The sequence below is a fragment of the Rhodococcus sp. NPDC003322 genome, from assembly GCF_053589555.1.
Map to the genome: position 1 here is coordinate 135693 of NZ_JBSFSC010000006.1, position 26083 is coordinate 161775.

Here is a 26083-nt window from a genome sequence, read left to right on the forward strand (position 1 = left end):
CCGAAAGGAGCCCTCATGGTGCGCTATCTGGTGCATCGGGTGCCCTCGGCAGTCGCGGTCCTGGTGTTGGCCTCGCTGCTGATCTTCTTCGTCCTTCGTCTCGTGCCGGGTGACCCGGCGACCAGTCTCGCCGGTCCGGATGCCACGCCGGAAACGATTGCCGCGGTGCGGCATTCGCTCGGGCTGGACCGGTCCATCCCGGCTCAGTACCTGTCCTGGATCGGTGACATGGTCACCTTCGATCTCGGCAGGTCCTACGTCCTCGGCGGCCGGATAGCCGATCTGGTCGGCACCGCCCTCGTCAACACGGTGGTGCTGTCCGGGGCGGCGCTGCTGCTCGCGCTGGTGGTCAGCCTCGCCCTGTCCGTGGCCGTCGTGGTGTGGCCGACCCGGTGGCTGACCGGCGTGGTGGCCGGCTTCAACACCCTCGCCGTCGCACTGCCGACGTTCGTGACCGGCGTCCTGCTCGTGCTCGTGTTCGCGGTGCTGCTACCGGTGCTGCCCTCCGGTGGGATCCCCCCGGGCGGGTTCCTGGCCCGGCCGGACATCTCGCTGCAGTACCTGGCTCTGCCCGCGGTGTGCCTGGGGCTGCCGGTCGCCGCCGCGCTCACCCGGTTCCTCACCGAGGCACTGCGGACCGAGATGCGGCAACCGTACATCCTGACCGCCCGCGCCCTCGGGGTGTCGCGGTGGAACCTGGTCACCCGCAGCGCGTTACGCAACGCGCTGCCGACGATGCTGACCGTGCTCGGACTGCAGACCGGGCAGCTGCTCGGCGGTGCGGTCCTCGTCGAGGCGATCTTCGCGTGGCCCGGCATCGGGCAGCTGATCGAACAGGGCATCAGCCGGCGTGACTATCCGGTGGTGCAGGTGCTGCTGCTGATCGCGGTGTCGGTGTTCGTGATCGTCCAGCTGCTCACCGACATCGTGCACGCCTACCTGGATCCGCGGATCCGGATCGGAGGAGCATCGTGAGCGTGTCGGCCCTCGACAGCGTCGCGGTCGCCGACCGGGGGTTGCCCGATCCGCCGTCACGGCGCCGACCCACGATCGTCGCCCTCACTCGTGGCCAGGGACTCGTCGGAGTGCTCCTCGTTCTCGTCGTCGCGATCGCGGGTCTGCTGGCCCACTGGCTCGCGCCGTTCGGTCCGAACGAGCAGATCGCCGGGGCCAACCTGCTCGGACCGAGCGCCGAGCACTGGTTCGGTACCGACGAGGTCAACCGCGACGTGTACTCCCGGGTGTTGCACGGCATCCGGATCAACCTGCAGATCATCCTCGTTGCCGTGCCCGTGGGCGCGCTGCTGGGATCCCTGCTGGGGCTGGTTTCGACGCTGCACCCCGCCGCGGACGTGGTTGCGCAACGAGCCTTCGACGTCGTGCTCGCGTTCCCCGCACTGATCCTCGCCATCGCGCTGGCCGCGGTTGTCGGACCGGGTGCGATCACTGTCGGGATCGTCATCGTCGTCGCCGAGATCCCGGTCTTCGGGCGAACCGTCCGCACCCAGGTGCTCCGGATCCGGGAGTTGCCGTTCGTGGAGGCGTCCGAGGTGATCGGGGCGTCGCGGTGGTGGACGCTGCGCACCCACGTGCTGCCGAACGCCATCGAGCCGCTGGCCGTGCAGCTGGCGCTGTCGCTGTCGGTTGCGGTGTTCGTCGAAGCGGCCATGAGTTTCATCGGGATCGGGGTGCGGCCTCCCGAGCCGTCCCTGGGCTCGATCGTCGCCGACGCCGTCCCGAACCTCGACGCCAACCCGATGTTCGCGATCGGCCCCCTGGCCGTCATCGCGGCGCTGGTCCTCGGGTTCCTGCTCATCGCCCAGGCCCTCGGCTCGGCCCGCCGGGCCTGACCTCATTCCTCGGTTCCCAAATGTCACATTCGGTCACTTGACGACCCCCAATGTGACATTTGGGAACTCATCGACAGGAGTACACACGATGACCGAGACGATTCTCGACATCGCAGACCTCACGATCCGGTTCGGTCCGGATGCCCCGCCGGTCGTGTCCGGGCTCGACCTCACCGTCGACGCCGGCGAAATCGTCGCGCTGGTCGGCGAATCCGGATCCGGGAAGTCGATGACCGCGAAGGCGGTCCTCGGATTGCTGCCCGACGGCGCGGAGGCGCGCGGCTCGATCCTGCTCGGCGGCGACCAGATCGTCGCGACCTCCGAGGCCGACCTCGCCCGGCTGCGTGGCACCCGTGCCGCGATGGTCTTCCAGGAACCGCAGACCGCGCTCAACCCCGTCCAGAAGGTCGGCTGGCAGATCGCGCAGGCGCTGCGGTCGCACGGCAAGATCTCGCGGTCGGACGCCCGCGACCGGGCGATCGAATTGCTGCGCCTGGTCGAGATCCCTGACCCGGAGACCCGCGTCGACTGGTACCCGCACCAGCTGTCCGGTGGGCAGAAGCAGCGGGTGGTGATCGCCCTCGCACTGTCCGGGAACCCGGATCTGCTGATCGCCGACGAGCCGACGACCGCGCTCGACGTCACCGTGCAGGCCGAGATCCTCACCCTGCTGCGGGCCCTGCGCGACGAGCGCGGCACCGCGATCCTGCTGATCACCCACAACATGGGCGTGGTCGCGGACATCGCCGACCGCGTCGCGGTGCTGCGTCGCGGCGAGCTCGTCGAGGACCGCGGCGTCCACGACCTCTTCTCCGCCCCGCGGGAGAAGTACACGAGGCAACTGCTGGCGGCCGTCCCCCGACTGCCCGAGGACGACGCGGACGAGCACACCCCGGCCGCCCAGTCGCCCGAGGCGCCGGTGCTGTCGATCCGTGACCTCGACGTGGTGTACCCGGCCAGGTTGGGCAACAGGGAGTTCCACGCACTGCACCGGGTGAGCCTCGATGTCGCGGCGGGGGAGGTGCTCGGACTGGTCGGCGAATCCGGTTCCGGCAAGACCACTCTCGGACGCGCCGCGCTCGGGGTCGTCAAGGCGACGGGCGGTTCGGTCACGTTCGACGGCACGGACATCACCACGGTGTCGAGGCGGGAGCTGCGGGGGCTGCGCCGCGGCGTCGCACTCGTGCACCAGGATCCCGCCGCGTCGCTCGACCCGCGGCGGAGCATCGGGGACTCGATCGCCGAACCGCTGGTCGTGCACAGGTCCGCGTCGGGGGCGTTGCTGCGGGCCAGGGTCGCGGAACTGCTCGACTCGGTGCGGCTGCCCCGCGCGTTCGCCGAGCGTCGCCCTGCCGAACTGTCGGGCGGTCAACGGCAGCGGGTCGCGCTGGCCCGCGCGCTGTCCCTTGCACCACGACTGCTGGTCGCGGACGAGCCGACGAGCGCGCTGGACGTGTCCGTGCAGGCCGAGGTCCTCGCCCTGTTCGCGGACCTGCGCGACGAGTACCGCTTCGCCTGCCTGTTCATCAGCCACGACCTCGCGGTGGTGCACCAGGTCGCCGACCGGGTGGCGGTGCTGCGGCGCGGCGAGATCATCGAGACCGGACCCACCGCCACGGTTTTCAATCGGCCACACGCGGAGTACACGCGCGGACTGCTGGATGCGGTGCCGCTGCCGGATCCGGAACTGCAGCGTCGCCGCCGTACGACCGAGGCGGTGCTGTCCGCGGTCGGCTGAGCGCGGGTTCCCCAATGTCACATCGGGGAACCTCAAGTGAGCCGATGTGACATTAGGGAACCAGGGCGAGGCGGTCAGCGGGGCAGGGGCGGGGCGTCGGCGGCGTCCGGGCCCGCGCCGCGCCGGGTCGTCTCGGCGCGGGCGCGGTCCAGGCCGCCGTGCTCGAGGGCCGCGAGCGACGAGGTGCCGGACCAGATCTCGCGGCCGTCGCGCCGCACCGTCACCGACATGCGGGCGCCGAGGTGTTCGATCGAGCCTGGGACGTTGCGACGCTCGGCGGGCAGCGGCACGGGCAGAACGTGGGCGTCACCGAGTGGTCCTGAGCCCTCGACGCAGACGGTCCACCGCGGGCTGCGGCCGCGGATCGTCCACGTGTCGTCGGTGACGGTGGCTCGCACGTGCCGCGGATGGCACAGGCGCAGCACTCGGCCGCCGGGCAGTCGGACGACGACCGCCGTCGTCTCCGTACGGAGCGGGCCGACGTGCACCTGGCCGCCCGCGAACGCCACGCACGCGTCCGGCTCGGTGAACCCTTGCGCCTGCCCCCACCACCAGGAGTCCGGGAAACCGCCTCGGCCCCAGTTCTTCTCCGCGTACACCTGGGCGTCGGTGAGGTCGACACGTCGATCGCCGAGGACCGCGACCCCCTCGGCCCGGCCGCCGAGCAGCCACGGGTGCCAGTACTGGTTCAGCGCGGGAACGGCGTGGAAGGGGCCGGAACCGCCGAACATCCGACGAGGCCACGGCACCGGGTCGACGACACGCACGTCGAGGCGCGCACCAGGTCCGAGGTCGACCCGCAGCCGGTCGGGGTCGCCCGCGAACGCGGCACCGGCCGACGCGCCGAGCCGGCGCGGGTCCGCGAACCCGTCCGGGTGGGCGGCGGTGCGCAGGAATCCGCTCGGGTGCCCGGCGAGGCCGAGCGTCGCCCAGTGGCCGGTGGGGGAGCGGTTCACCCCGCACAATGCGATCACGACCTCCCCGGAGCCGGGGACGGTGAACCGCCAGAAGTAGCCCTCCATCGCGACGTCGTGCGCGCGCAACGGATCGCCGAACGGCAGATCGGCGCCGCTCCCTCGGTACGCGCTGTGCGGCCGAAACACATGGTCGCCGTGCAACCGTGTCATGCGGACACGGTAGCGGTGATTCAGGCGACGAGCACGGCCTGCGACTGCGTCACCTGCGCGACCAGGCGACCCTCGTCGTCCCGCACCTCGATGGTGATCGCGATGGTGGACCGGCCGACGTGCAGGGGGCGGGCGGTCGCGGTGACGGTGCCCTTGCGGACCCCGCGGGTGAAGACGGTGTTCGAACTCGTCGTCGACGTCGCGGCGCCGGGAGGCAGGTTGAGGAACGCGCACACCGCGCCGACACTGTCGGCGAGCGTCATCACTGCGCCGCCGTGCATTCCGGCGCCGGCGGTGGTGCGGTGTGAGTCCCAGTCGAGGGTGCCGACGGTTTCGTCGGGTGCGGCCGCGGTCAGCGCGACACCCGTGTGCACGGCGAACGGCATCGAGGCGATCAGCTCATCCAGGTCCATGTCCGGATGCTAGACCGGATCGCGGCCGGATTCCGCTGTCTGCGTTGCCGACAGGACGGTGGAGATTTCCGAATTTTGATCGATCCAGCGAATGCGAGGCCACGGCACATTCGAGTTCGTCACCTCGTTCGTCGGAGCTCGTGGAACTGCTCGGTCCGGCCGACGGGGAACGGGCCGCCCGCAGGGCGTGCGTTCACCTGAGGGAGCGAAACGCGCAGGAAGCCGGTCGATGGAGGATGCCGTGACGCCTGTCGTCGCTGATAGAGGAGTCTCTTCGGTTGTGGGCGGGAACTGGTCTTCGGTCGGGCCCTGCCAGCGGGGAGTGATGAACCCTGGGGCGCCTCCTGCATGAAGTGCGTGGGGGAGGATGTCCGTCGTCGTTGCCGATGAATACTTCCCGGCCGCCTGTGCTGTGAGGTGACCATCGCGGAAATCACTTCTGGAGGGGCTCGCGAATGCGCATCGGAGTGTCCGGACCGCACGGGACGGGGAAGACCACGGTGGTAGAAGAGTTGTGTGCCCGTCTCCAGGGGCATACGGCGGTCGACGAGCCGTATGTCCTACTGGAGGACGATGGTCACGAGTTCGAGTTCCCGCCCTCGTCCGGCGACTATCGCAAGCAGCTTCGATGCTCCCTTCGATTGCTGCAGACGCCTGCCACCTGCGTCGTCTTCGACCGAACCCCGCTGGACTTCTTGGCCTATCTGGCCGCGTCCGGCGTCGATCTGGAGGCCGAGGTGGACCTACCCGCGGTACGAGCGGCCATGGCCGGTCTCGATCTGCTGGTCGTCGTGCCGATCATTGCCGAAGCGGAACAGATGTTGCCGCCGGCGGAGATGCCCGCACTCCGGCGGGCCGTCGACGACGCGCTGTCGGACCTGGTCTACGCCGATCCGCTGCAGCTGTGCGGGTCCCTGCGCGTAGTCGAATTGAGCGGCCGGCTCACAGGGCGAGTCGAGACGGTCCTCGCCGCCCTCCGGTGATGTCGCGGTTCAAAAGAAGTCGAATTCACGGTGTCCGGCAGCCGAACCCATGCTGCCCGGAACCCGTGATGCTCCCGGTCGGACTTCACCGCGTCGCCAAGGTCCGGAGCCGTGAAGCTGTCGGTTCCGGTGTGACTGTGGTGGCCGGATCTGCTCACGGCCGGTCGCGGAGTGTGTACCGCACCTGCGGCCGGCCGGCGCGGCCGTACTCGGTCTGCCGTTCGAGGACTCCGTCGTCGGCGAGCCGTTCCAGGTAGCGCCAGGCCGTCACCCGCGACACCCCGACCGCCGAGCCGACCTCCGCGGCGGTCATCGGGCCGTCGCCCTCGCGCAGGCAGCGGGCGACCGCGTCCAGGGTCCGTGGCGCAATGCCTTTCGGGCTCGCCGACGCGGGTGCGGCGCCGCGCAGGGCGGCCATCGCCCGGTCGATGTCGTGCTGGCCGGCGGCGGTCAGCGGGCCGCGCTCGTCGGCGATCGCGGCGCGGTAGGCGATGTACCGGTCGAGCTTGTCGCGCAGCCCCGCGAAGGTGAACGGCTTGAGCAGGTACAGCACGACGCCACGCGCGACCGCTGTCCGCACCACTTCGAGTTCGCGGGCCGAGGTGACGGCGATGATGTCGGGGCTCGGCCGGAGGGTGCCCAGTGCAGCGGCGACATCGAGGCCGCTCGTGTCGGGCAGGCCGATGTCGAGCAGCACCAGGTCGATCGGCTCGCCGCCGCGCACCGACTCCTGCGCCACCCGGACCGCCGCATTGCCGGTGTGCACGACTTCCTGGACGGTGAATTCGGGTAGTCGGTCGAGGTATTCGCGGTGTGCCTGCGCGATCAGCGGCTCGTCCTCGACGATCAGGACCCGGATCATGTGGCGCCGCCGGGACGTTCGAGCGGGATCTCCGCGATGATCAGCGAACCCAGGGAAGGCTCCGTGCGCAGGGTGCCGCCGTACCGGGCGACGACCTGCGCGACCAGCGCCAGCCCCAGTCCGTGATGTTCGGCCTTGGTCGACCAGCCGCGAGTCATCGCCCGCGCCAACGTCTCCGGTGCCATGCCGGGTCCGCTGTCGGCGACCTCGACGAAGATGGTCGAGTCCTCCTGACGCACCGTCACCTCCACCCACGGTTCGTCACCACCGCGAGCGGCATGGGTGTCACCGCCGCGGCTCGCATCGATGGCGTTGTCGACGAGGTTGCCGACGAGCGTGACCAGGTCCCGGGACCGCAGCGGCGTCGCACCGAGGGCGGTGTCGTCGGTGACGGTCAGTTCGACCCCGCGTTCGGCGGCCGACGCGACCTTGCCGATCAGCAATGCCGACAGCGCCGGGTCGGTGACGGCGGCGGTGAGCCGGTCGACCAGGCCCTGTGACACTCGCAGTTCCTCGGTCGCGAACGCGACCGCCTCGTCGTGGCGGCCGAGTTCGACCATCGTGACGATGGTGTGCAGCCGGTTCGCGGACTCGTGCGCCTGGGCACGCAGCGATTCGGCGAGACCGCGCACCGAGTCCAGTTCGCCCAGCGCGGAACGCAGTTCGGTGCGATCACGCAGCGTCACCACCGTGCCGATGCGCCGCCCCTCCCAGTACAGCGGGTCGCGGCCGACGACCAGGACCCGGTCGGCGGTGACGTGCACCTCGTCCCGGGTGTCGCCGTTGCCCTCGTCGGTGGCGAGGGTGCGCAGCGTCTCGGGAAGGGTCTCGAAGGGCACCGGGCCGTGGGCGGGGAGCCCGAGCAGCCGGCGGGCCTCGTCGTTGACCACGTCCACGCGGGGCGGACCGGAACCGTCGGTGCCGAACACCAGCAGCCCCTCGCCGATCGCGTGCAGCACCGCGTCGTGGTGCTCGTACATCCGCCGCAGCTGGTCCGGCGCCAGCCCGAGCGTCTGCCTGCGCAGCCGCCTGGCGATCAGGTACACACCGGCCGTGGAGATCAGGAGTCCGAGCGCGACGATGCCGAGCAGTCCCGGCAGGCCGGTCCGGAACTGCTCCCAGATCTTCTGCCGGGTGACCCCGACCGAGACGAACCCGACGAGCGCACCGGCCGGGTCGTACACGGGCGCGACCGCCCGGATCGACGGGCCGAGGCTGCCGGTGTAGGTCTCGCTGAACGTGTGTCCGGCCCGGGCCGGCGCGGTGTGGCCGGTGTAGGGCCTGCCGATCTGCTCGGGGAGTGGGTGGGTGAGCCGGATCTCGTCGAGGTCCATGATCACCACGAAATCGACACCGGTCGCGGTGCGGATGGCCTCGGCCCGTGGTTGCAGCGCCGCGGTCGGGTCCGGCCCGACGATGCCGGCCGCGACGCCCGGGTCGAGGGCGGTGGTCGCGGCGACATCGGTCACCGACCGGCGGGTCGCGGAGTCCGCGTCGCGCCGCTCGTCGACCGCGAACAGCACGCCCGCCACCAGCACGACCACCGCCAACGCCACCGTCTGCACGAGCAGCAGCTGCCGGGCCACGCTCATCGGTTCGCGACGTCGCCTCACCGGTCGATTGTCTCAGCCGCAGCGCCGACCGCCGGCCCCGTCTCCTCGGGTGAGCGGGTTCACCGATGAACACAATTCACGCAACCTTCAGTGTGCGGTGACCGGGTACCACGATGTTCGAAGAGGTGAGGTGACCCCGGACACACGATGCGACGCCCGTGCGGCGCGCGGCCCGTGGGAGCCCACCGACCTTCCGCATCACAGTGAGGCAATCACCATGAGCAGCTCCATCGGCGCGCCGTCGAAACGTCGGGACCGCACCCACTGGCTGTACCTCGGCGTCGTGATCGCCGTCGTCGCCGGTGTCCTCGTCGGGTGGCTGGCGCCGGAGGTGGGCAAGTCCCTGGGCATCCTCGGCACCACGTTCGTGTCACTGATCAAGATGATGATCGGGCCCGTCATCTTCTGCACCATCGTGCTCGGCATCGGCTCGGTCCGGGCCGCCGCAAGCGTCGGCCGGATCGGCGGCCTCGCTCTCGTCTACTTCCTGGGCATGTCCACGGTCGCCCTCGGCATCGGCCTGGTCGTCGGCAACGTCCTCGAACCCGGTTCCGGGCTCTCCGTCACCCCGGACATGGCGAGCAGCGGCGCCGCGCTCGCCGACAAGGCGCACGAGGCGGGCGGCACCGCCGAGTTCGTCGCGTCGATCATCCCGACGTCGCTGCTGTCCGCGTTGACCGACGGCAGCGTGCTGCAGGCTCTGTTCGTGGCGCTGCTGGTCGGCTTCGGCCTGCAGGGCATGGGCAAGGCGGGCGAACCGATCCTGCGCGGCATCGGGCACGTGCAGAAGCTGGTGTTCAAGGTCCTGTCGATGATCCTGTGGCTGGCGCCGATCGGTGCGTTCGGGGCGATCGCCAACGTCGTCGGGCAGACCGGGCTCGGCGCCGTCGTGCAGCTCGGCGCGCTGATGCTCGGCTTCTACCTGACCTGCCTGGTGTTCGTGTTCGGCGTGCTCGGCACACTGCTGCGCGCGGTGGCCGGGGTGTCGATCTTCAAGCTGGTGCGCTACCTGGCCCGCGAGTACCTGCTGATCTTCGCGACCTCCTCGTCCGAGTCCGCCCTGCCGCGTCTGATCGCGAAGATGGAACACCTCGGTGTGCAGCGCACCACCGTCGGTGTCGTCGTGCCGACCGGCTACTCCTTCAACCTCGACGGCACCGCGATCTACCTGACGATGGCCGCGATCTTCATCGCCGACGCGCTGGACCAGCCGCTCGCGCTGACCGAACAGCTCTCGCTGCTGGTATTCATGATCGTCGCGTCGAAGGGTGCGGCCGGGGTCAGCGGCGCCGGCCTGGCCACCCTCGCGGGCGGCCTGCAGAGCCACCGCCCCGACCTCGTCGACGGGGTCGGACTGATCGTCGGCATCGACCGGTTCATGTCCGAGGCGCGGGCAGTGACGAACTTCTCCGGCAACGCCGTCGCGACACTGCTCATCGGCACCTGGACCAAGACGGTCGACGGCAAGCAGGTGCGCGAGGTGCTGGACGGCCGGAGCCCGTTCGACGAGGAGGCGTTCGCCGAGGGCGACGACCCCGCCCGGGAGCCGGTCGGGCCGGTCGTCGCGGAGGTCGACCCGCTGCCCGCCGCGCCGAAGGCGCTCGATCGGTCCGCGCCGAAGACCCTCGACCGGGTCTGATCGACCGGTGCGCGGACCCGGCGCCGACGGCGGTCCGGGTTCGCGCACAATGTGGCTCATGGCACTTCGCGAAGCACACGGCATCGACGGCACCTCCCTCGCCTACCGCGTCACCGGACCGGACGGGGCGCGCCCCCTGGTCCTGCTGCACGGGTGGGCACAGTCGATGAACTGCTGGGGACCGCAGGTGCTGGACGCGCTGGCGCAGCGGTACCGGGTCATCGCCGTCGACCTGCGCGGACACGGCTACTCCGGAGTTCCCGACGCGGGCTACGACGATCCGAAGAACTGGGCCGGAGACGTCGCCGCCGTCCTCGCCGCCGAGGGGATCGAGAGCGATGCGGTTCTGCTCGGCTGGTCCTACGGCGGTCTGGTGATCGCCGACTACCTCGCGCAGCACGGCACCGACGCGGTCGCCGGCATCGTCCTGGTCGGCGCGATCACCAGCATCGGCCGGGGGCAGAAGGGCGGCCGGGTCGGCACCGCGATGCGCGAGGCGATGCCGGCGGCGCTGTCCGAGGACCCGCGCGAGGCGATCCGGGCGCTCGGCAGCTTCGGTACCGCCCTCACCGGGGCGGCCGAGGGGGTCGGCGCCGCGTCGCAGGCACTGTTCGGCACCAGCCTCTCCACTCCGCCGCGGGTACGGGCGGCGCTGTTCGGACGGGAGATCGGGCACGACGACCTGCTCGCCGCGCTCGACGTCCCGGCGTTCATCCTGCACGGCACCGCCGACTCCGTCGTGGACGTCTCCGCGGGCAGGCACGCCGCCGAACTGATCCCGAAGGCCACGGCCTCCTACTGGGAGGGCTACGACCACGGCCCGTTCGTGGAGGATCCCGCGAGGTTCGTCACCGAGGTGCGCGACTTCGTCGACGGGCTGGCCTGATGCGCCTGTTTGGAGGGCGCCGGCGCGGGCAAGGCAAGATGGAGTCGTGACGCCTGCGCAGAATCACCGACTTCGACGGGTGGCCGTCCTGTCGGTTCACACCTCGCCCTTGGCTCAGCCGGGGACCGGTGACGCGGGCGGGATGAACGTCTACGTGCTGCAGAGTGCGCTTCAACTCGCCCGGCGCGGCATCGAGGTCGAGATCTTCACGCGCGCCACCGCCTCGGCGGACGCGCCGGTGGTCGAGGCGGCGCCCGGGGTGTTGGTGCGCAACGTGGTCGCGGGCCCGTTCGAGGGACTCGACAAGCACGACCTGCCGACCCAGCTGTGCGCCTTCACCGCGGGGGTGCTGCGCGAGGAGGCGCACCACGAGCCCGGGTACTACGACCTGATCCACTCGCACTACTGGCTGTCCGGACAGGTGGGCTGGCTGGCCCGGGACCGGTGGGGTGTCCCGCTGGTGCACACCGCGCACACCCTCGCCGCGGTCAAGAACGCCGCCCTCGCCGACGGGGACACCCCGGAACCCGCCGCCCGCCAGATCGGCGAACAACAGGTGGTCGCCGAGGCGGACCGTCTGATCACCAACACCGGCGACGAGTCCGCGCAGCTGGTCGACATCTACGGCGCCGATCCCGGTCGTATCGACGTCGTCGCTCCGGGCGCGGACCTGACGCGGTACCGGCCGGGGGACGGCGCCGCCGCCCGCACCGAACTCGGTCTCGACGCCGACGAGCTGATCGTCACGTTCGTCGGCCGTATCCAACCGCTGAAGGCGCCCGACGTGCTGCTGCGGGCCGCCGCCGCGCTGCACGAGCGCGAACCCGGGCTGCCGCTGCGCGTGCTGGTGGTGGGCGGGCCGTCCGGCACCGGCCTCGACCGCCCCGACTCTCTGATCGAACTGGCCGCGGACCTGGGCATCACAGCGCGGGTGACATTCCTGCCGCCGCAGCCCCCGGACCGTCTCGTCCAGGTGTACCGCGCCTCCGACATCGTCGCGGTCCCCAGCTACTCCGAGTCGTTCGGTCTGGTCGCGCTCGAGGCGCAGGCCAGCGGCACCCCGGTCGTCGCGGCCGACGTCGGCGGCCTCGGCGTCGCGGTGCGGGACGGCCACAGCGGGCTGCTGGTCTCCGGGCACGACACCGACGACTGGGCGAACGCGCTGCGCACCGTTCTGGTCGATGCGGACCTGCGGGCGAAGATGACCCGGAACGCGCCCGTCCACGCGGCGAACTTCTCCTGGGAGCACACCGCGGACGGACTGCTCGACAGCTACCACCGGGCCGTCGCCGGATACCGGCGCAACCCCGACCTGGCCCCGCGGCGCGGCCGCGGCATGTGGAAACTGCGACGACTGGGAGGTGTCCGCGCATGACCGCCGTGACCGAGACGGCCACACTGATCGACGCCGCGTTGACCGAACGTGAACTCGAATACACGCGGCCCGCCCCGCACCAGTTCGTCGTCGAACTGCCCGGTGAGCACAAGCTCAAGACCAGTTGCCTGCTCACCGTCGGCAACCACGGGGTGCGGGTCGAGGCGTTCGTGTGCCGCAAACCCGACGAGAACTTCGAGGGCGTCTACAAATACCTGCTGCGCCGCAACCGCCGGCTGTACGGGGTGCACTACACGATCGACAAGATCGGGGACATCTATCTCGTCGGGCGGATCAGCTCGCACGCCGTCACCGGGGACGAACTCGACCGGGTGCTCGGTCAGGTCCTGGAGGCCGCCGACGGCGACTTCAACATCCTGCTCGAACTCGGCTTCGCGAGTTCCATTCGCCGGGAATGGGATTGGCGCGTCTCGCGGGGTGAGTCACTGAAGAACCTCGAACCGTTCCGGCACCTCGTCGAGGAGGACGGCGGACAGCCCGGCCTCCGCTGATCGTCCGTCGCGCGGCGGCCCCCGGCGGTGAGACGGATCGCCGCGCGGCCGAGGCGACCGCGGTGGAACTGCTCAGCCGTACAGCGCGGTGATCCGATCGGAGAAGTTGTCGACCACCTTCTTGCGCTTGAGCTTCATGCTGGGGGTGATCTCGCCGTTCTCGACGGTGAGTTCGCGCTCGAGGATCGTGAACCGTTTGATCTGCTCCCAGCGGTTGAGTCCGGCGTTGAGCTGGTCGACGTAGCCGCTCATCATCGCGATGGTCGTTCCGGAGGCGGCGATCTCGCGCAGCGGTGTGTCGCCCATCCCGTTCTGGACCGCCCATTCGGCGACGGCCTCGCCGTCGAGGCTGATGAGGGCCACACAGTACGACTTTCCCTCGCCGTGCACGATGATCTCGCCGACGTAGGGGCAGATGCCCTTGAACGTCGCGGCGATCGCGGACGGTGCGACGTACTTGCCGTTGGACGTCTTGAACATGTCCTTCTTGCGGTCGGTGATCCGCAGGTAGCCGTCGGCATCGATCGTGCCGATGTCGCCGGTGTGGAACCAGCCGTCGGCCTCGAGCGCCTCGGCGGTCGCGTCCGGGTTGTGGTGGTACCCGCTCATCACACCGGGGCTCTTGAGGAGGATCTCGCCGTCGTCGGCGATCCTCACATCGGTGCCCGGGATGGGCCACCCGACGGTCCCGAACCGGTACGCGGACGGCCGGTTCACCAGCGACGCGGCGCTGGTCTCGGACAGGCCGTAGCCCTCGAGGACGATGATGCCGACCGCGTCGAACCATTGCGCCACATCGCGATCCAGCGGAGCGGAACCGGAGATGAAGAACTTCAGACGACCACCGAACCGGTCACGGATGGTCCTGAACACCAGTCGGTCGGCGATTGCATTCTGGGCTTTCTGCATGCGCGACAGCGGCTTTCCTGCCTGGCGTGCCTTCGACACGTCGAGTCCGACGCCGATCGCCCAGTCGAAGATCCTCTTCTTCACGCCGCCCTCGGCCTCCACCGTCCCGACGATGCGGGCGTACGCCTTCTCGAAGATGCGCGGCGCGGCACCCATGAACGTCGGCTTCACGATCGCGAGGTTGTCGACGATCCGGTCGACCCGGCCGTCGACGGCGGTCGCGAAACCGATCTGCAGCGGCAGCGTCAGCAACACCTTGCCGAACACGTGCGAGAGGGGGAGCCACAGGTACTGCAGGTCGTCGGCGTCGAGGATGCCGACAGCGTCGATCGAGGCGGCCTCGTACGTCCACGCGGAATGCGGTAGGCGCACCCCTTTGGGCCGGCCGGTGGTGCCGGAGGTGTAGATCAGGGTGGCGAGACTGTCCGGGGAGATACCGGCGATTCGCTCGTCGACGGCAGTGGGACGCTCGTCGAGCAGGACCTCCCCGATCCGTTCGAGCTGGTCGAATCCGATGACCCAGTCGTCGTCGGGCGCGGTGCCGTCGATGAGTACCACTCGGTGCACGTCCGGCAGTTCTGCGCGGTGCTCGCGGAGTTTCGCGAGCTGCGCCTCGTCCTCGGCGACGACGACACGGCTGCCCGAGTTGGAGACGATGAACGCGACATCCGACGCCGTCGTCGTGGGATACACCGTGGTGGTGGCGGCTCCGGCGCACATCACCGCCAGGTCCGCGAGCACCCATTCGTACCGGGTCGCGGAGGCGAGTGCCACCCGCTGCTCGGGTTCGACGCCGAGCGCGATCAGCCCCGCGGCGAGGGTCCGGACGCGTGTGCCGACCTCGGACCACGTCACGCTGGACCAGTCGTCGCCCGCGGGATATCGGAATGCTTCGGATGTCGGTGTCGCTGCCACCCGATCGACGAACAACTGGGCAACCGACGGCGCCCGCTCCTCGATCTTGGACCAGTCCACGACCTCGTCTGACGCGCGCGAAGCTGTCATGTTTTCGAGTCTAGGAACTCGGCCGAACCTCGACCGGGAATTCATGTCACGGTTTCGCGGCAGAACCAGTGGCACCGTGCTCCCGGCCGATGCCGGTGATGCCGCTCGCGTGACGGGGTGACGCCGGCCGAACCGCTGGCCACGGTCGGTGCCACCCGCTCCGGCATATCCTGAATCCGGAGGTGACGCCCGATTGTCGCCGATCCCGGTGCGGCAGCCGGAGTGTGTTGTGTGATGACGGATCCGTTGCGAACCCGGCGCGACGAGGCATCCAGCGTTGTGGCGGAGCTGAGCGACGCGGGATTCGAGGATGCCCAGGTCATCGGGCGAGGCGGATTCGGCGTGGTGTACCGCTGCCGCCAGCCGTCCCTCGATCGCCTGGTTGCGGTGAAGGTCCTCGCAGGCGACCTGGACGAGGACAACACGGAGCGGTTCCTCCGCGAACAGCGGGCGATGGGGCAGCTGACCGGACATCCGAACATCGTGGCCGTCCTGCACGTCGGGGTCATCGCGGGCGGCCGGCCGTATCTCGTCATGAGGTATCACCCGCAGGGCTCCCTGGAGGACCGAATCCGGCGGCAAGGCCCGTTGTCCGTCGAGGACGTGCTGCGGCTCGGTGTGAGGATCGCAGGTGCGCTGGCGACCGCACACCGCGTCGGCATCATCCATCGTGACGTCAAGCCCGGGAACATCCTCGTCACCGATTACGGTGAGCCGGCGCTGTCGGATTTCGGCATCGCTCATCTCACCGGTGGATTCACCACCGTGACCGGAAGTGTCACCGGGTCCCCGGCCTTCACCGCGCCGGAGGTACTCGGTGGGCAACCCTCGACACCCGCATCGGATGTGTACAGCCTCGGTGCGACACTGTTCGCCGCCTTCACCGGCCATGCCGTGTTCGAGCGGCGCGAGGGCGAGGACGTGATTGCCCAGTTCATCAGGATCGCCACCGCGCCGGTTCCCGACCTACACGAGCTGGGTGTGGCGGGTGACGTCGCCGAGATCGTCGAACGTGCCATGGCGCGGAATCCGGATGAGCGCCCGTCCGCGATCGCACTCGGTGAGCAACTTCAGCGATTGCAGGAAGGGAGGGGCCTGCGCGTCGACGACCTGGCCATGCCGAGCACGGAACAGGCACCTTCGGGCGGCGATCCCGAACTGTCCGGGTCGGGTGCCGGCCGCACATCCGGTGCGGGACCCCGCTCCGGCGAGAAGTCGTCGGTCCGCAACGCGAACCTTCCCGCCGAGGTGTCCAGGTTCGTCGGGCGACGAGCAGAGGTGGCCGAGGCGCGGCGGCTGTTGGCGCGCTCGCGGCTGGTGACGTTGACCGGTCCGGGCGGTGTCGGCAAGACGCGGCTGGCACTGCGCGTCGCCCAGAAGAGCCGACGCGATTTCGCCGACGGGGTGTTCCTGGTCGAGCTGGACCAGCTGCAGGACGGCACGCTCTTGCCCGACGTGGTCGGAAACGTGCTCGGGGTCAGGTCCCAGACCGCGCGGCCACCGACCGAGGTGCTGGCCGAGTTCGTGGCGGCGCGCGAGTTGCTCTTGGTCCTCGACAACTGCGAGCACCTCACGGACGCCGTGGCGGGTCTCCTGCAGGAGCTGCTTCGTGCGAGCCCGAAGACGAGAGTGCTCGCCACCAGTCGGGAAGCGCTCGGGATCGGGGGAGAAGCGTTGATGCGCGTGCCGCCGTTGAGCTTCCCGGGGTCGGACGAGCACGGTGGCGTCGTCGCATCGGGTGACGCGGTCGATCTCTTCGTCGACCGGGCTCTCGCCGCTCTACCCGGCTTCGAGTTCGATCAGAGCTCTGCGTCGACCGTGGCCGAGATCTGCCGGCGCCTGGAGGGCGTCCCATTGGCGATCGAGCTTGCCGCGGCGAGGCTGCGAGTGATGTCGCTCGACCAGATCTTGCAGCGACTGACCGATCGTTTCAGCTTGCTCGGTCACGGAAGTCGGGCCGTGCCGACCCGGCAGCAGACCCTGCGCGGATCCATCGACTGGAGCTACGACCTGTGCACCACCGAGGAGAAAGAGGCATGGGTGCGCCTGTCCGTGTTCGCGGGCAGCTTCGAACTCGACGCCGCCGAACAGATCGGGAGATTCGGTGCGGAGGAGAACTCCGACGTACTCGACCTGCTGACCGCACTGATCGACAAGTCCATCCTGACGCGCGAGGACTGGGGCGGCGGCGTGCGCTACCGGATGCTGGAGTCACTTCGTGAATACGGCTGGGCGAAGGCCGATCTGGATGTCGGACATGTGGCGCTCGCGCGTATCCACCGGAACTGGTACCGGCAGCTGGCAATGGACTCGGCAGAAGGGTGGATCGGTCCCGAACAGCTCGACTGGGTTGGCCGACTCGGCCGCGAAGAAGCCAATCTTCGGGAGGCGCTGGAGTGCGCACTGGGGGCGGACTCCGGCGACGTCCCCGGCGAGTTCGCGCTGGAGTTCGCCGTTGCGCTTCACCCGTTCTGGTTCTCGACCGGCCGGCTCGGCGAAGGGCGCTACTGGCTGGGGCGTGTCCTCGAGCTCGATGGCGAGGTGCCATCGGCCGTGCGGGTGAAAGCGTTGTGCAACAGCGCACTTCTGGCGGATCTTCAGGGCGATGGCGAGACGGCGAAGGTGTTGATTGCGACGGCCCGGTCTCTCGGCGACCTGGTGTCGGATCCGATCGCGCGCGCCTACGTGGATCTCGCCGACGGGCACCATTCGGTGTTCGCCGATGAGTTGTCTCGTGCGGACGAATTCTTGACGGCGGCCGTGGAGGCACTCACTGCGCAGGGAGATCTGCAGGCGCAGGTGTTGGCGCTGATGACACTCGGCTGGGCACGGGAGTCTCAGGGCGATGCCGAGGGGGCTGCGGATTGCTACGGCAGGGTTCTCGCCGTCACCGAACCCCGATCCGAGTCGGTGTGGAGGTCACACGCCCTGTGCGGCATCGCGATCTCGGCGTGGCGCATCGGAGATGTCGACCGGACGCGCGACGCAGCGCGACAGGCGCTGCAGATGGCCCGGTCGCGGAGGGACTTCCACCTGGTGTCCGTGTGCCTGGAAGTCCTCGCCTGGGTTTCCTTGGCGGACGGTGACACGGGGCGCACCGCTACGCTGCTGGGCGCGGCGCAGGCGCAGGGACACGCAGGGGGCTCGGTCGTGGTGGCCCCGAACATGCGTGCACATCACGACGACTGCGAGAACCGTGCGCGGTCCGCACTGGGCCAGAAGGCGTTCGAGGAAGCCCACGCCCAGGGCCGAACGCTGAGCTTCCGCTCCGCGATCGAATTCGCCTTGGGTGAGCGGACCCGAGCCGCCGCGACGAGCGCCGGATCGGCGACGGTCCTGACCAGGCGCGAGCGTGAAGTGGCCGAGCTCGTGGCAGAGGGCCTGACGAACAAGGCGATCGCTGCTCGCCTGGTGATCTCGCCACGAACCGTGGACGGTCACGTCGAGCACGCCATGACCAAGCTGGGCTTTTCGTCCCGTGCGCAGATAGCGGCGTGGGTCGTCGAGCAGAGGGGCCGCTGACCCGGGTTCGTTCAACGGAGTTCCGCGCGGCGACCTGGCGGTCTCCCGCTGACAGAGAAGTATGCTTGGCCAGCGCCATCCACGCCGTTAGGTTCGCGCCGATTGCGGCACAATCGACAGGAGGCGGCGGTGGAATACAGAAACATGGGCGCAAGCGGACTGAGGGTCTCGACGCTCGGATTCGGTGCGATGACCTTCGGGGGCACGGACGGGTTCTACTCGAACCTGGGCGGGTCCACGGGTTCTGAGGCCGATCGCATCGTGAACAAGTGTCTCGACGCGGGCGTCAACTTCTTCGACACCGCGAACACCTACGCCGAGGGGCGGTCCGAGGAAGTTCTCGGGGCAGCGCTCAAGACGCGTCGGGCGGAGGCGGTGATCGCGACCAAAGGGTACAACCGCATCGGCCGGGGGCCGAACGACATCGGATCGTCGCGTTCGTACATCGTCCGTGCGTGCGAGGACAGTCTTCGTCGATTGAACACGGACTACATCGACCTGTACTACATGCACAACTACGACGGCCTGACTCCCCAGGAGGAGACGGTTCGGGCGCTGGACGACCTGGTCCGGTCTGGCAAGGTGCGGTACGTCGGCGTCTCCAACTACAGTGGCTGGCACCTGATGAAGGGTTTGGCGACAGCAGACCGACTCGGCGTGAATCGCTATGTCTCCCAGCAGGTGAACTACTCCCTCATGAACCGGGACGTGGAGGCGGAGTTGGTCCCGCTGGGTCTCGAGGAGAGGGTGGGCATGGTGATCTGGGGGCCGCTTCACAACGGGATGCTCACCGGCAAGTACCACGGTGACCGCACCGCGGACGGTACATCCAGGACGCACGGCTACCTGCCCGACGGCGAGGAGGGGGAGAGGCTGGCCGCGATCATCGCCGTCCTGCGCGAGATCGCCGCGAGCCGGGAGGTCACCGCGGTACAGGTCGCATTGAACTGGCTGGTGCGCAAGCCGGGTGTCACCTCGGTGCTGATCGGTGCACGCACCGAGGAACAGTTGGACCAAAACCTGGCGGCCGCGGAATGGCATCTGAGCGATGACGAGATGAAGCGGCTGGACGAGGTCAGCGATAGGCCGTGGCGGTACCCGTACGAGGCGTACCAGTCGTATGCGGGAAACCGGAACCCGTACTACATGCGCGGAAAGCAGTTCACACCAGTGGCGCCCGGGCCATGGGACGAAGGATCGCAGATCTGACCCCCGGTGGGCGCCCGCTGCTGTCGAGCCTCCCCAAGGGGCAGGGGAGCCGCCGCTTCCATCGGCGGTGGATCGGGTCTCTCGAACGGCGGAAACGACCTGTCATGGCGTGCGTGGCGATCGCCCGAGAGTTGGCCAGCTGGTGCTGATCGATGGCGGTCACGAACGACTTGTCGTCTCCTGGTCCTCAGCTGGGCGGTATCCATTGTTCATTCTCGTGCGCTGAATCATGAAAAAGGCTGCGTCCCAACGAATGTGATCTGTACAGTCACAGCTCGGGGATGTAGTGTGGGTCACGGCGGTTCAGTGAACTGTTCACCCGCCTGCGGATCGGGACCAACTCACCCAGTGAAGTTCGTTGATCGTCCTTGTCCGCAATTCACCTGATCAGCCGCGACCTCTGCACTCCTGCAGGCGGGTGATCTCCGCGCGGATGCTCCGCGCACTAGGAAAGGAAACACAGTGGGTTCCAGTGAATCTGAAATGGCCATGTTGGGCGATGTTGGCACGGTTGCGGGCGTCGCGTCCGGAATCTTGGCCGGGCTCGCAGCTGTAGTCGGTGTGATTGGCATCGTCAACGCCGGCGGGCTCTCGACGAGTTAGCCTCGCGTCCGTGGTGAACTGGGCGACTCCTCACGTGACGCAGGAGCGCCCAGTTCTCGCCGCGGATTCTCTTTGGCGTGGCTGCGGAAACTCAGGGTTGCCAAATGGTCAGGGCGCCAGTTGCCAGAAGTTCAATCTCTCCACCCAATAGGCCAGCAAATCAGCAATTCTGGCGATTGGCGCAGCAATCGAGTCGCCGAGCACGAGGCGGACGGCGTGCAGTTCGCCCATCGCTGATGGGCACCAGTGCCGGGTTGTCGCCGGATCCGGCGCCGAAGAACCGGTCGTTGTCGTGCTCGCCCCGGTGGAAGTCGGAATCGGTTCCCAGTTAAGAGAATTCGTTGAACCGGTCGATCTCCTCCCGTAGGGACTCGGCGGGACCACCGATCGCCGCAGGCGGATCCTCGGGGGTGGCCGTGGTGCGCCACAGGCCGGCCTTCTCCAACTCCTCACGGCGCGGCGGCGTAGTCGGGGATTCCGGGCGTGCGGGAGTCGAAGATCCATCAGAACTCCGTGTCGTCGCCGTGCTTCGTCATCTGGTTCGTGACGAAAGGTCCCGCAGCGTACAAGTGCGAGGGGTGTGCATGTACCGGGTTGCAGGCGTCCACTGAGTGGAAATCCTGCGAGGCTGTTCGGATGGTCACGGCCTATCTTCTCGAAGGACATCGACGAAATGGAGGCTCCTCGTGACCAGTCCTGACCTCATCCGGGCCGGCGTGACCAATTACCTTGCGTATCTTCAGGAAGGCGATGCGGCGAAGCTCACCGCGCTGTTCGCCGAGGACGGGGTGATCGAGGATCCCGAGGGCAGTGTGCCGAAGGCGGGGACCGCCGCAATCCGGGCACATTTCGATCTGGCGTCGCAGAGTGAGCTCCGGACGTCGCTGCTCGCACTGCGGATCACCGACAGCAGTGCCGCTGCATTTTTCCGTGTCATCAGCGTGTACGAGGGCCAGACCTACGTCTCCAGTCCGATCGACACCTTTACTTTCGACGACAACGGGCTGATCACGTACATGCGTGCCTACTGGGGTGAGGCCGACTACACCGCGGACACGCTCGCGGCGCAACTCGCCAAGGACGTCGCGGAGACCGGAAAATGAACAATTCCGGCCGGCGCCCCAAGGTGATGCTCGCAATGAGCGAGCTGTTCACCCTGCTGGACCCCGCGGACGAGTACCGGCACATCGAGATGGCGCAGGTTGCGGAGTCCGAGGGAATCGAGGGACTTTTCGTCAGCGAGCACGTCGTCATGGGTTCGACCGCGGATTCGCTCGGCGAGCCCGAGAATCCTCGTGACTGGGTTCGGCCCGGTATGCAGGATCCGGCGACGCCGTGGCCGTCGCCGCTGATCAAGCTGGCCGCGATGGCCGGTGCGACCTCGGAGATACGGCTCATCTCGGCCGGCCTGATCGCACCCCTGCGGCACCCGATCATCGCGGCGAAGGATCTGGCGACGCTCGACCTGATCTCGCGCGGCCGGCTGACCGTGATGCCGACGGTGAGCTGGCATGTCGAGGAGTACGACTCCCTTCAGATCGATTTCGCCAGTCGCGGAAAGCAACTCGACGAGCACCTGGAGATCTGGCAGCGACTGTGGCGGGACACCCCGGCCGCGTATGATGGGCAGTTCTACCAGTTCTCCGACACCTACTTCTCCCCGAAGCCGCCGTCCGGCAAGGTCACCACCTGGATCGGTGGGGGTTCGCTCAACAAGACCGCGCTGCGCCGGATCGCGACGTACGCCGACGGGATCTTCCTCGGATTCCCGTTGACGGACGAGGACCGGGTCACCCTCGAGACAGCGCTGAATGCGGTCGGTCGCAGCAGCGAGGACCTCGAGGTGGTCGGGTGGGTCGCCCCGCCGGAGTTCCCGCCGGGCGGGGCGGCGGCCGACATTCGACGGACACTCGAAGAGCTCGCGCCGCTGCGTGTTTCGGAGGGATGTGACATGCTGGCGATCAAGCCGGCGGTGTACATCGACAAGCCGGACGAACTCCGAGACTTCTGTCGAGAGCTGAATTCGACTCTGGATTCACTGTTTCCGAGCACCGCGGCCACCGCGCCGTAGTAGCGAACATCTCGAGGGCCCCGCGCAGTGCACTGCGCGGGGCCCTCGTCGGCCGGCGGAGTGGTCGTCAGCGATCCCGGGACACGGGATGTCGTGGAAGCCGCGTCGACACAGCGAACACGACGACCGCGCACGCCGCACACACGAGGTAGGCCACGGTGAACCCGCTCCACGACATGGCCTTCTCGGATCCGTCGAGCGCAAAGGCCGCCAGGATCGTTGCGGCCGTTGCACTGCACAGCGTGCTACCGGTGGTCCGGAGCAGGTAGTTCACGCCGTTCTCGGAGGCTAGATGCTGCGGCGGCACCACTGCGAGGGTCAGCAGGGGCAGCGTGCTGTAGCAGAAGGCTGTGCCGACATCGGTGATGCTCAACGCAGCGATCACGCCCCACAGTGGCTTTTCGGCGACAGCGTGCAGGCAGTAGCCGGCGGTCAGGAACGTGGCACCGATCGGCAGGGTGGTGCGGGCCCCGAACCGTCCGGTGACACTGGCCGAGGCCGGCGCGACTGCGATCAGGACGATGCTCGCCGGTATCTGGCACAACGCCGCGGTGAGCATCGGCAGTCCGTACCCGGCAGCTGCACCCCCAGGGCCCTGCAGCAACTGTGTCGTGATGAGCATGTTGCCGAGAGGCACATCGCCGCCACGGCTGTCAGGACGATCCCCAACCCCATGGTGATCCAGAAGTGAGGTGCCAGCCTGCGACCTGCGAGATTCCCGCGGAGAACGGAATCGCCAGCGCGGTCCCGAATCCGAGGGTCGAACTGAGCAGTGCAACGGACGCGTTGACCCCGTGCGCCGCCTGGAAGATCGCTGCGGCAACGATGATCGGAACCAGAAGGCGCGACCCGCGGGGGTCGCGCCTTCCTGTCCGGCGTCCGGGCGGTCGATTGCCTGGACGCGTGGTGATCTCACGCGAAGGGGTCGGCCGGTTCGGACGTCAGTTGGTCGGCGAGCGTGGAGGAGATGTTGTACGAGACGTACTCGAGGAAGGAGTCGTATCCTTCCGGTCCGTGCTCGCGCCCGACTCCGGATTGCTTGACGCCACCGAACGGCGCCGAATGAGGAAGAAGCGCCCGGTTGATTCCAAGGCTGCCTGACTCGACCCGTTGGGCGATTTCGAGCGCGCGAGTCTCGTCCGCGCCGAAGACCGCACCGTGAAGCCCGTACGGTGAGTCGTTCGCGATGGCAACGGCCTCGTCCACGGAGTCGTACGCGATGATCGTCGCGACGGGTCCGAAGATCTCCTCGCGGGCGATGCGCATGTCGTTCGTGGCGTCGGCGAAGACGGTCGGTTCGACGAACCAGCCGGGGAGGTCGCTGCTTCTGCCGCCGGTCACGAGGTTGGCGCCTTCCTGCAGTCCTGCCTCGATCAGCCCCAGTACCTTGTCCCGGTGCTGGGAAGTGACCAGCGGGCCGAGGGTGGTGTTCTCGTCGAAGGGATCTCCCACGACCTGATTCCGTGCAGCCGCAGCGAGTGCGTCGACGACCTCGCCGGCCCGACTGCGGGGGACGAGGATCCGGGTGAGCGCGACACACACCTGACCGGAGTTCGCCCAGCTTCCCCGGACGAGCCACGGGAGCACGGCGTCGAGGTCGAAGTCGTCCAGCAGGATCGCGGCGGACTTGCCGCCGAGCTCGAGTTGGAGCCGTGTGAAGGAGCCACTCGTCGCAGCGGCAATCTTCGCACCAGTGGGTGTGCTCCCGGTGAAGGCGACCTTGCGTACAAGCGGGTGTCGCACCAGCGCGTCACCCGTGGAACCGTCTCCCAGCACTACGTTCACAACCCCCGGCGGCACTCCGGCTTCGGCGCAGATCTCGGCGAACAGAGCGGTGCCGAACGACACCTCCGGGGAGGGCTTGACCACGACCGTGCAACCGGCCAGCAGCGCGGGGATCACCTTCTTGACCTCGGAGCGAATCGGTGCGTTCCAGGGAACGATGGCGGCGACCACACCGACCGGGCGACGGGTGACGAGTGCGTCACCGTATGCGTCGCGCCGCAGGTACCGGAAGTTGACGCGGCGAGCCGACTCCAGGAACATCTCGATGAGCGCAACCGACTCGCCGAGGCGCAGTGCGTTCCGATGTAGAACACCGGTGGTCTCGGTCTGGATACGAGCGAGTTCGGGTGCCTTCTGTTCGAGGAGTTCGGCGATCCGCGCGACGATCTTGCAGCGGTCGTCGAGCGTGGCGTCGCGCCATGCGGTCGAGCCCAGTGCGCGATCGGCCGAGACGACTGCGCGGTCGATGTCGGCGGCGGTTCCGACACGGACAATCCCGTACGGCTCCTCTGTCGTGGGATTGACGATGGTGACGGTGTCCGATCCGGACGAGTCCTGCCATTGACCGTCGACGAAGATTCCGAGTCTTTCTTGCATCACTGAGGCTTTCCGCTAGTAGTGGCAGTGTTCACGAATCGATCGGAGGTCAGTTCGGGTACTTCGCGGCGATTTCGTCGAGGACAGGATTCAGGGCCTCCATGAAGCCGTCCGGGTTCTCCGATGGCCCGAAATGTCCTATGTCGGTGTTGATCTCGAACTGGGAGCCGGAGACCGCATCGGCAAGCTTCTTGCTCAGGCCGCTCAGTGCGAGCGGATCGTACTCACCTGTGAGCAGGTAGACACCGGTCTGTGCTGTGTCGATCGTGCTGGCCTGCTCGGCCGTCAGGTCGTGGTCGTGCATGTAGTAGTGAATGTCGCCGGCGAACACCGAGGGGGCGCCCTGGCTGTACACCCAGGCAGTTTCTCGACGGTAGACCTCGGGACTCCGGGGTGCCATGAAGCCGAGCATGCTCGACGACTTCCACTCGTTGGATACGCGTGGGTGGTGCCAGCTGCGAACCTTGTCCGGCTTGGCGAGATGCGTGGACGGCATCGCGAGAGCGCCGTTGAGGGCAACGACGGCACGGTACTTGCCGGGCCGGTAGTAGGCGAGGTCCGGTGCGAGCAGGCCGCCCACCGAGCAGCCCATGAAGACGGGACGGTTCAGTCCGAGCGCATCGGTGAACGCATCCATGAAGGAGATCAGGAAGTCGCGGGTGAGCAGGTACTCCTCGTTCCACCAGTCCTTCCCTGTGGGGGGAAGGGACTTGCCGTGGTAGGGGAGGTCAACGGCGACCAGTTGGTAGCGCTGCTGGTAGTCGCGGTTCTCCAGCAGATGTCGCCATTGGCGACCGTCGGCACCCGCTGTATGGAGCAGCAGGAGCGGAATTCCCTGTCCGGTCTGCTCGTAATAGACCCGGTACTGAGAGCCGAGCACATCGAGGTGGACGTACCGGCCGACGGTGTCGTCATGGCTTCGCGTGGCCGGTGCGGGCCGGTACGAGGAGGCTGACGGCCCGTGGATCTGCTCGGTCATCAGTGCGACAAGACGGCGGATCGCGGCGTAGTACGGACCGAAGTCGAGGATGTCCGCAGTCACGGTGAAACCGCGTGCGGAAGCGACGTCGTGCCAGCCGGCGGCCGGATTCGGTGAAAGGAGCTTGCACCAGTCCTCGGCATCCGCGGAGATCGTGATGTCGTGACCGCCGGGAGATGTGCCTGACTCGGCCACCTCGATCCGCCCGTCGGTGACGCGAAGAGACGTTGCATCGTCCCCGATCACGAATTCGAGGATTCCGTCCCAGTATCGGGCCGCCCGCGGAAACTCGCGGTCCGAATTGGCTTGCGCGACAAGCGCGGGGAAATCGAGTTGAAGCATTGTCGGTCGACCTTCCGATATGAGGCGAGGGGCCGGGTTCGTTCTCCAGGAGCACCCGCCCAC

General features: G+C 68.3%; 21 protein-coding genes. 12 read left to right on the forward strand and 9 right to left on the reverse strand.

The genetic code is table 11. The features are described from left to right. The first annotated feature begins 15 nt into the window (after positions 1-15). The 3 genes from ACWDUM_RS23160 to ACWDUM_RS23170 all read left to right on the forward strand — a co-directional run bounded on the left by ACWDUM_RS23160 (position 16) and on the right by ACWDUM_RS23170 (position 3588). Positions 16-975: an ABC transporter permease gene (locus ACWDUM_RS23160; protein WP_450135782.1), complete on the forward strand. Its 960-nt coding sequence runs from the start codon at positions 16-18 to the stop codon at positions 973-975. Beyond that, complete coding sequence (locus tag ACWDUM_RS23165) at positions 972-1850, forward strand: ABC transporter permease (RefSeq protein WP_450135783.1); 879 nt, start codon at positions 972-974, stop codon at positions 1848-1850. The genes ACWDUM_RS23160 and ACWDUM_RS23165 overlap by 4 nt, the downstream gene beginning before the upstream one ends. An 88-nt stretch (positions 1851-1938) precedes the next feature. After that, positions 1939-3588, forward strand: coding sequence for a dipeptide ABC transporter ATP-binding protein (locus tag ACWDUM_RS23170; protein WP_450135784.1), 1650 nt, complete (start codon positions 1939-1941; stop codon positions 3586-3588). Between the two features lie 74 nt (positions 3589-3662). On the opposite strand, the gene ACWDUM_RS23175 is transcribed toward ACWDUM_RS23170, so the two are convergent. Continuing rightward, a complete protein-coding gene (locus tag ACWDUM_RS23175) occupies positions 3663-4715 on the reverse strand; it encodes a tocopherol cyclase family protein (RefSeq protein WP_450135785.1) in 1053 nt (350 codons plus the stop codon). Positions 4716-4735: 20 nt separating this feature from the next. Next, a complete protein-coding gene (locus ACWDUM_RS23180) occupies positions 4736-5128 on the reverse strand; it encodes a PaaI family thioesterase (RefSeq protein WP_450135786.1) in 393 nt (130 codons plus the stop codon). 455 nt (positions 5129-5583) lie between these two features. Between ACWDUM_RS23180 and ACWDUM_RS23185 the strand changes: the two genes are divergently transcribed. Beyond that, the gene (locus tag ACWDUM_RS23185; RefSeq protein ID WP_450135787.1) at positions 5584-6111 is read left to right on the forward strand and encodes an AAA family ATPase; all 528 of its coding nucleotides are present in this window, start codon (positions 5584-5586) and stop codon (positions 6109-6111) included. A 154-nt stretch (positions 6112-6265) separates the two neighbouring features. On the opposite strand, the gene ACWDUM_RS23190 is transcribed toward ACWDUM_RS23185, so the two are convergent. Further along, positions 6266-6973 (reverse strand): response regulator, encoded by a 708-nt coding sequence (locus tag ACWDUM_RS23190; protein ID WP_450135788.1) that lies wholly within the window; start codon positions 6971-6973, stop codon positions 6266-6268. After that, positions 6970-8565 (reverse strand): sensor histidine kinase, encoded by a 1596-nt coding sequence (locus ACWDUM_RS23195; protein WP_450136025.1) that lies wholly within the window; start codon positions 8563-8565, stop codon positions 6970-6972. Before ACWDUM_RS23195 ends, ACWDUM_RS23190 begins: the two co-directional genes overlap by 4 nt. Before the next feature lie 238 nt (positions 8566-8803). On the opposite strand from ACWDUM_RS23195, the gene ACWDUM_RS23200 reads away from it, so the two are divergent. The 4 genes from ACWDUM_RS23200 to ACWDUM_RS23215 are packed head-to-tail and all read left to right on the forward strand — an operon-like array spanning position 8804 to position 12998. Further along, positions 8804-10225 (forward strand): cation:dicarboxylate symporter family transporter, encoded by a 1422-nt coding sequence (locus ACWDUM_RS23200; RefSeq protein ID WP_450135789.1) that lies wholly within the window; start codon positions 8804-8806, stop codon positions 10223-10225. Between the two features lie 58 nt (positions 10226-10283). Continuing rightward, entirely contained in the window at positions 10284-11111 is an 828-nt protein-coding gene (locus ACWDUM_RS23205; RefSeq protein ID WP_450135790.1) for an alpha/beta fold hydrolase, read from the forward strand. A gap of 46 nt (positions 11112-11157) precedes the next feature. Continuing rightward, positions 11158-12486, forward strand: a complete 1329-nt coding sequence (mshA, locus tag ACWDUM_RS23210) for a D-inositol-3-phosphate glycosyltransferase (protein WP_450116628.1) — start codon at positions 11158-11160, stop codon at positions 12484-12486. After that, positions 12483-12998 (forward strand): YbjN domain-containing protein, encoded by a 516-nt coding sequence (locus tag ACWDUM_RS23215; RefSeq protein ID WP_450135791.1) that lies wholly within the window; start codon positions 12483-12485, stop codon positions 12996-12998. The genes mshA and ACWDUM_RS23215 overlap by 4 nt, the downstream gene beginning before the upstream one ends. A 72-nt stretch (positions 12999-13070) precedes the next feature. Here the strand turns inward: ACWDUM_RS23215 and ACWDUM_RS23220 are convergent, their stop codons facing one another. After that, entirely contained in the window at positions 13071-14912 is a 1842-nt protein-coding gene (locus ACWDUM_RS23220; protein WP_450135792.1) for an AMP-dependent synthetase/ligase, read from the reverse strand. Between the two features lie 234 nt (positions 14913-15146). Between ACWDUM_RS23220 and ACWDUM_RS23225 the strand changes: the two genes are divergently transcribed. Next, a complete protein-coding gene (locus tag ACWDUM_RS23225; RefSeq protein ID WP_450135793.1) occupies positions 15147-18434 on the forward strand; it encodes a protein kinase domain-containing protein in 3288 nt (1095 codons plus the stop codon). A 129-nt stretch (positions 18435-18563) separates the two neighbouring features. Continuing rightward, a complete protein-coding gene (locus ACWDUM_RS23230) occupies positions 18564-19643 on the forward strand; it encodes an aldo/keto reductase (RefSeq protein ID WP_450135794.1) in 1080 nt (359 codons plus the stop codon). A 711-nt stretch (positions 19644-20354) separates the two neighbouring features. Here ACWDUM_RS23230 and ACWDUM_RS23235 read toward each other — a convergent pair. Further along, entirely contained in the window at positions 20355-20477 is a 123-nt protein-coding gene (locus tag ACWDUM_RS23235) for a hypothetical protein (RefSeq protein ID WP_450135795.1), read from the reverse strand. Between the two features lie 455 nt (positions 20478-20932). On the opposite strand from ACWDUM_RS23235, the gene ACWDUM_RS23240 reads away from it, so the two are divergent. Continuing rightward, the gene (locus ACWDUM_RS23240) at positions 20933-21349 is read left to right on the forward strand and encodes a nuclear transport factor 2 family protein (protein WP_450135796.1); all 417 of its coding nucleotides are present in this window, start codon (positions 20933-20935) and stop codon (positions 21347-21349) included. Positions 21350-21384: 35 nt separating this feature from the next. Beyond that, positions 21385-22317, forward strand: coding sequence for an LLM class flavin-dependent oxidoreductase (locus tag ACWDUM_RS23245; protein WP_450135797.1), 933 nt, complete (start codon positions 21385-21387; stop codon positions 22315-22317). Between the two features lie 67 nt (positions 22318-22384). On the opposite strand, the gene ACWDUM_RS23250 is transcribed toward ACWDUM_RS23245, so the two are convergent. From ACWDUM_RS23250 to ACWDUM_RS23260, 3 genes are all read right to left on the reverse strand, one after another. Then, positions 22385-22939 (reverse strand): hypothetical protein, encoded by a 555-nt coding sequence (locus tag ACWDUM_RS23250; protein ID WP_450135798.1) that lies wholly within the window; start codon positions 22937-22939, stop codon positions 22385-22387. Between the two features lie 290 nt (positions 22940-23229). Next, on the reverse strand, positions 23230-24699 hold the full coding sequence (locus ACWDUM_RS23255; protein ID WP_450135799.1) for an aldehyde dehydrogenase family protein: 1470 nt from the start codon (positions 24697-24699) through the stop codon (positions 23230-23232). 49 nt (positions 24700-24748) lie between these two features. Further along, on the reverse strand, positions 24749-26020 hold the full coding sequence (locus ACWDUM_RS23260; protein ID WP_450135800.1) for an alpha/beta fold hydrolase: 1272 nt from the start codon (positions 26018-26020) through the stop codon (positions 24749-24751). Positions 26021-26083: the final 63 nt, after the last annotated feature.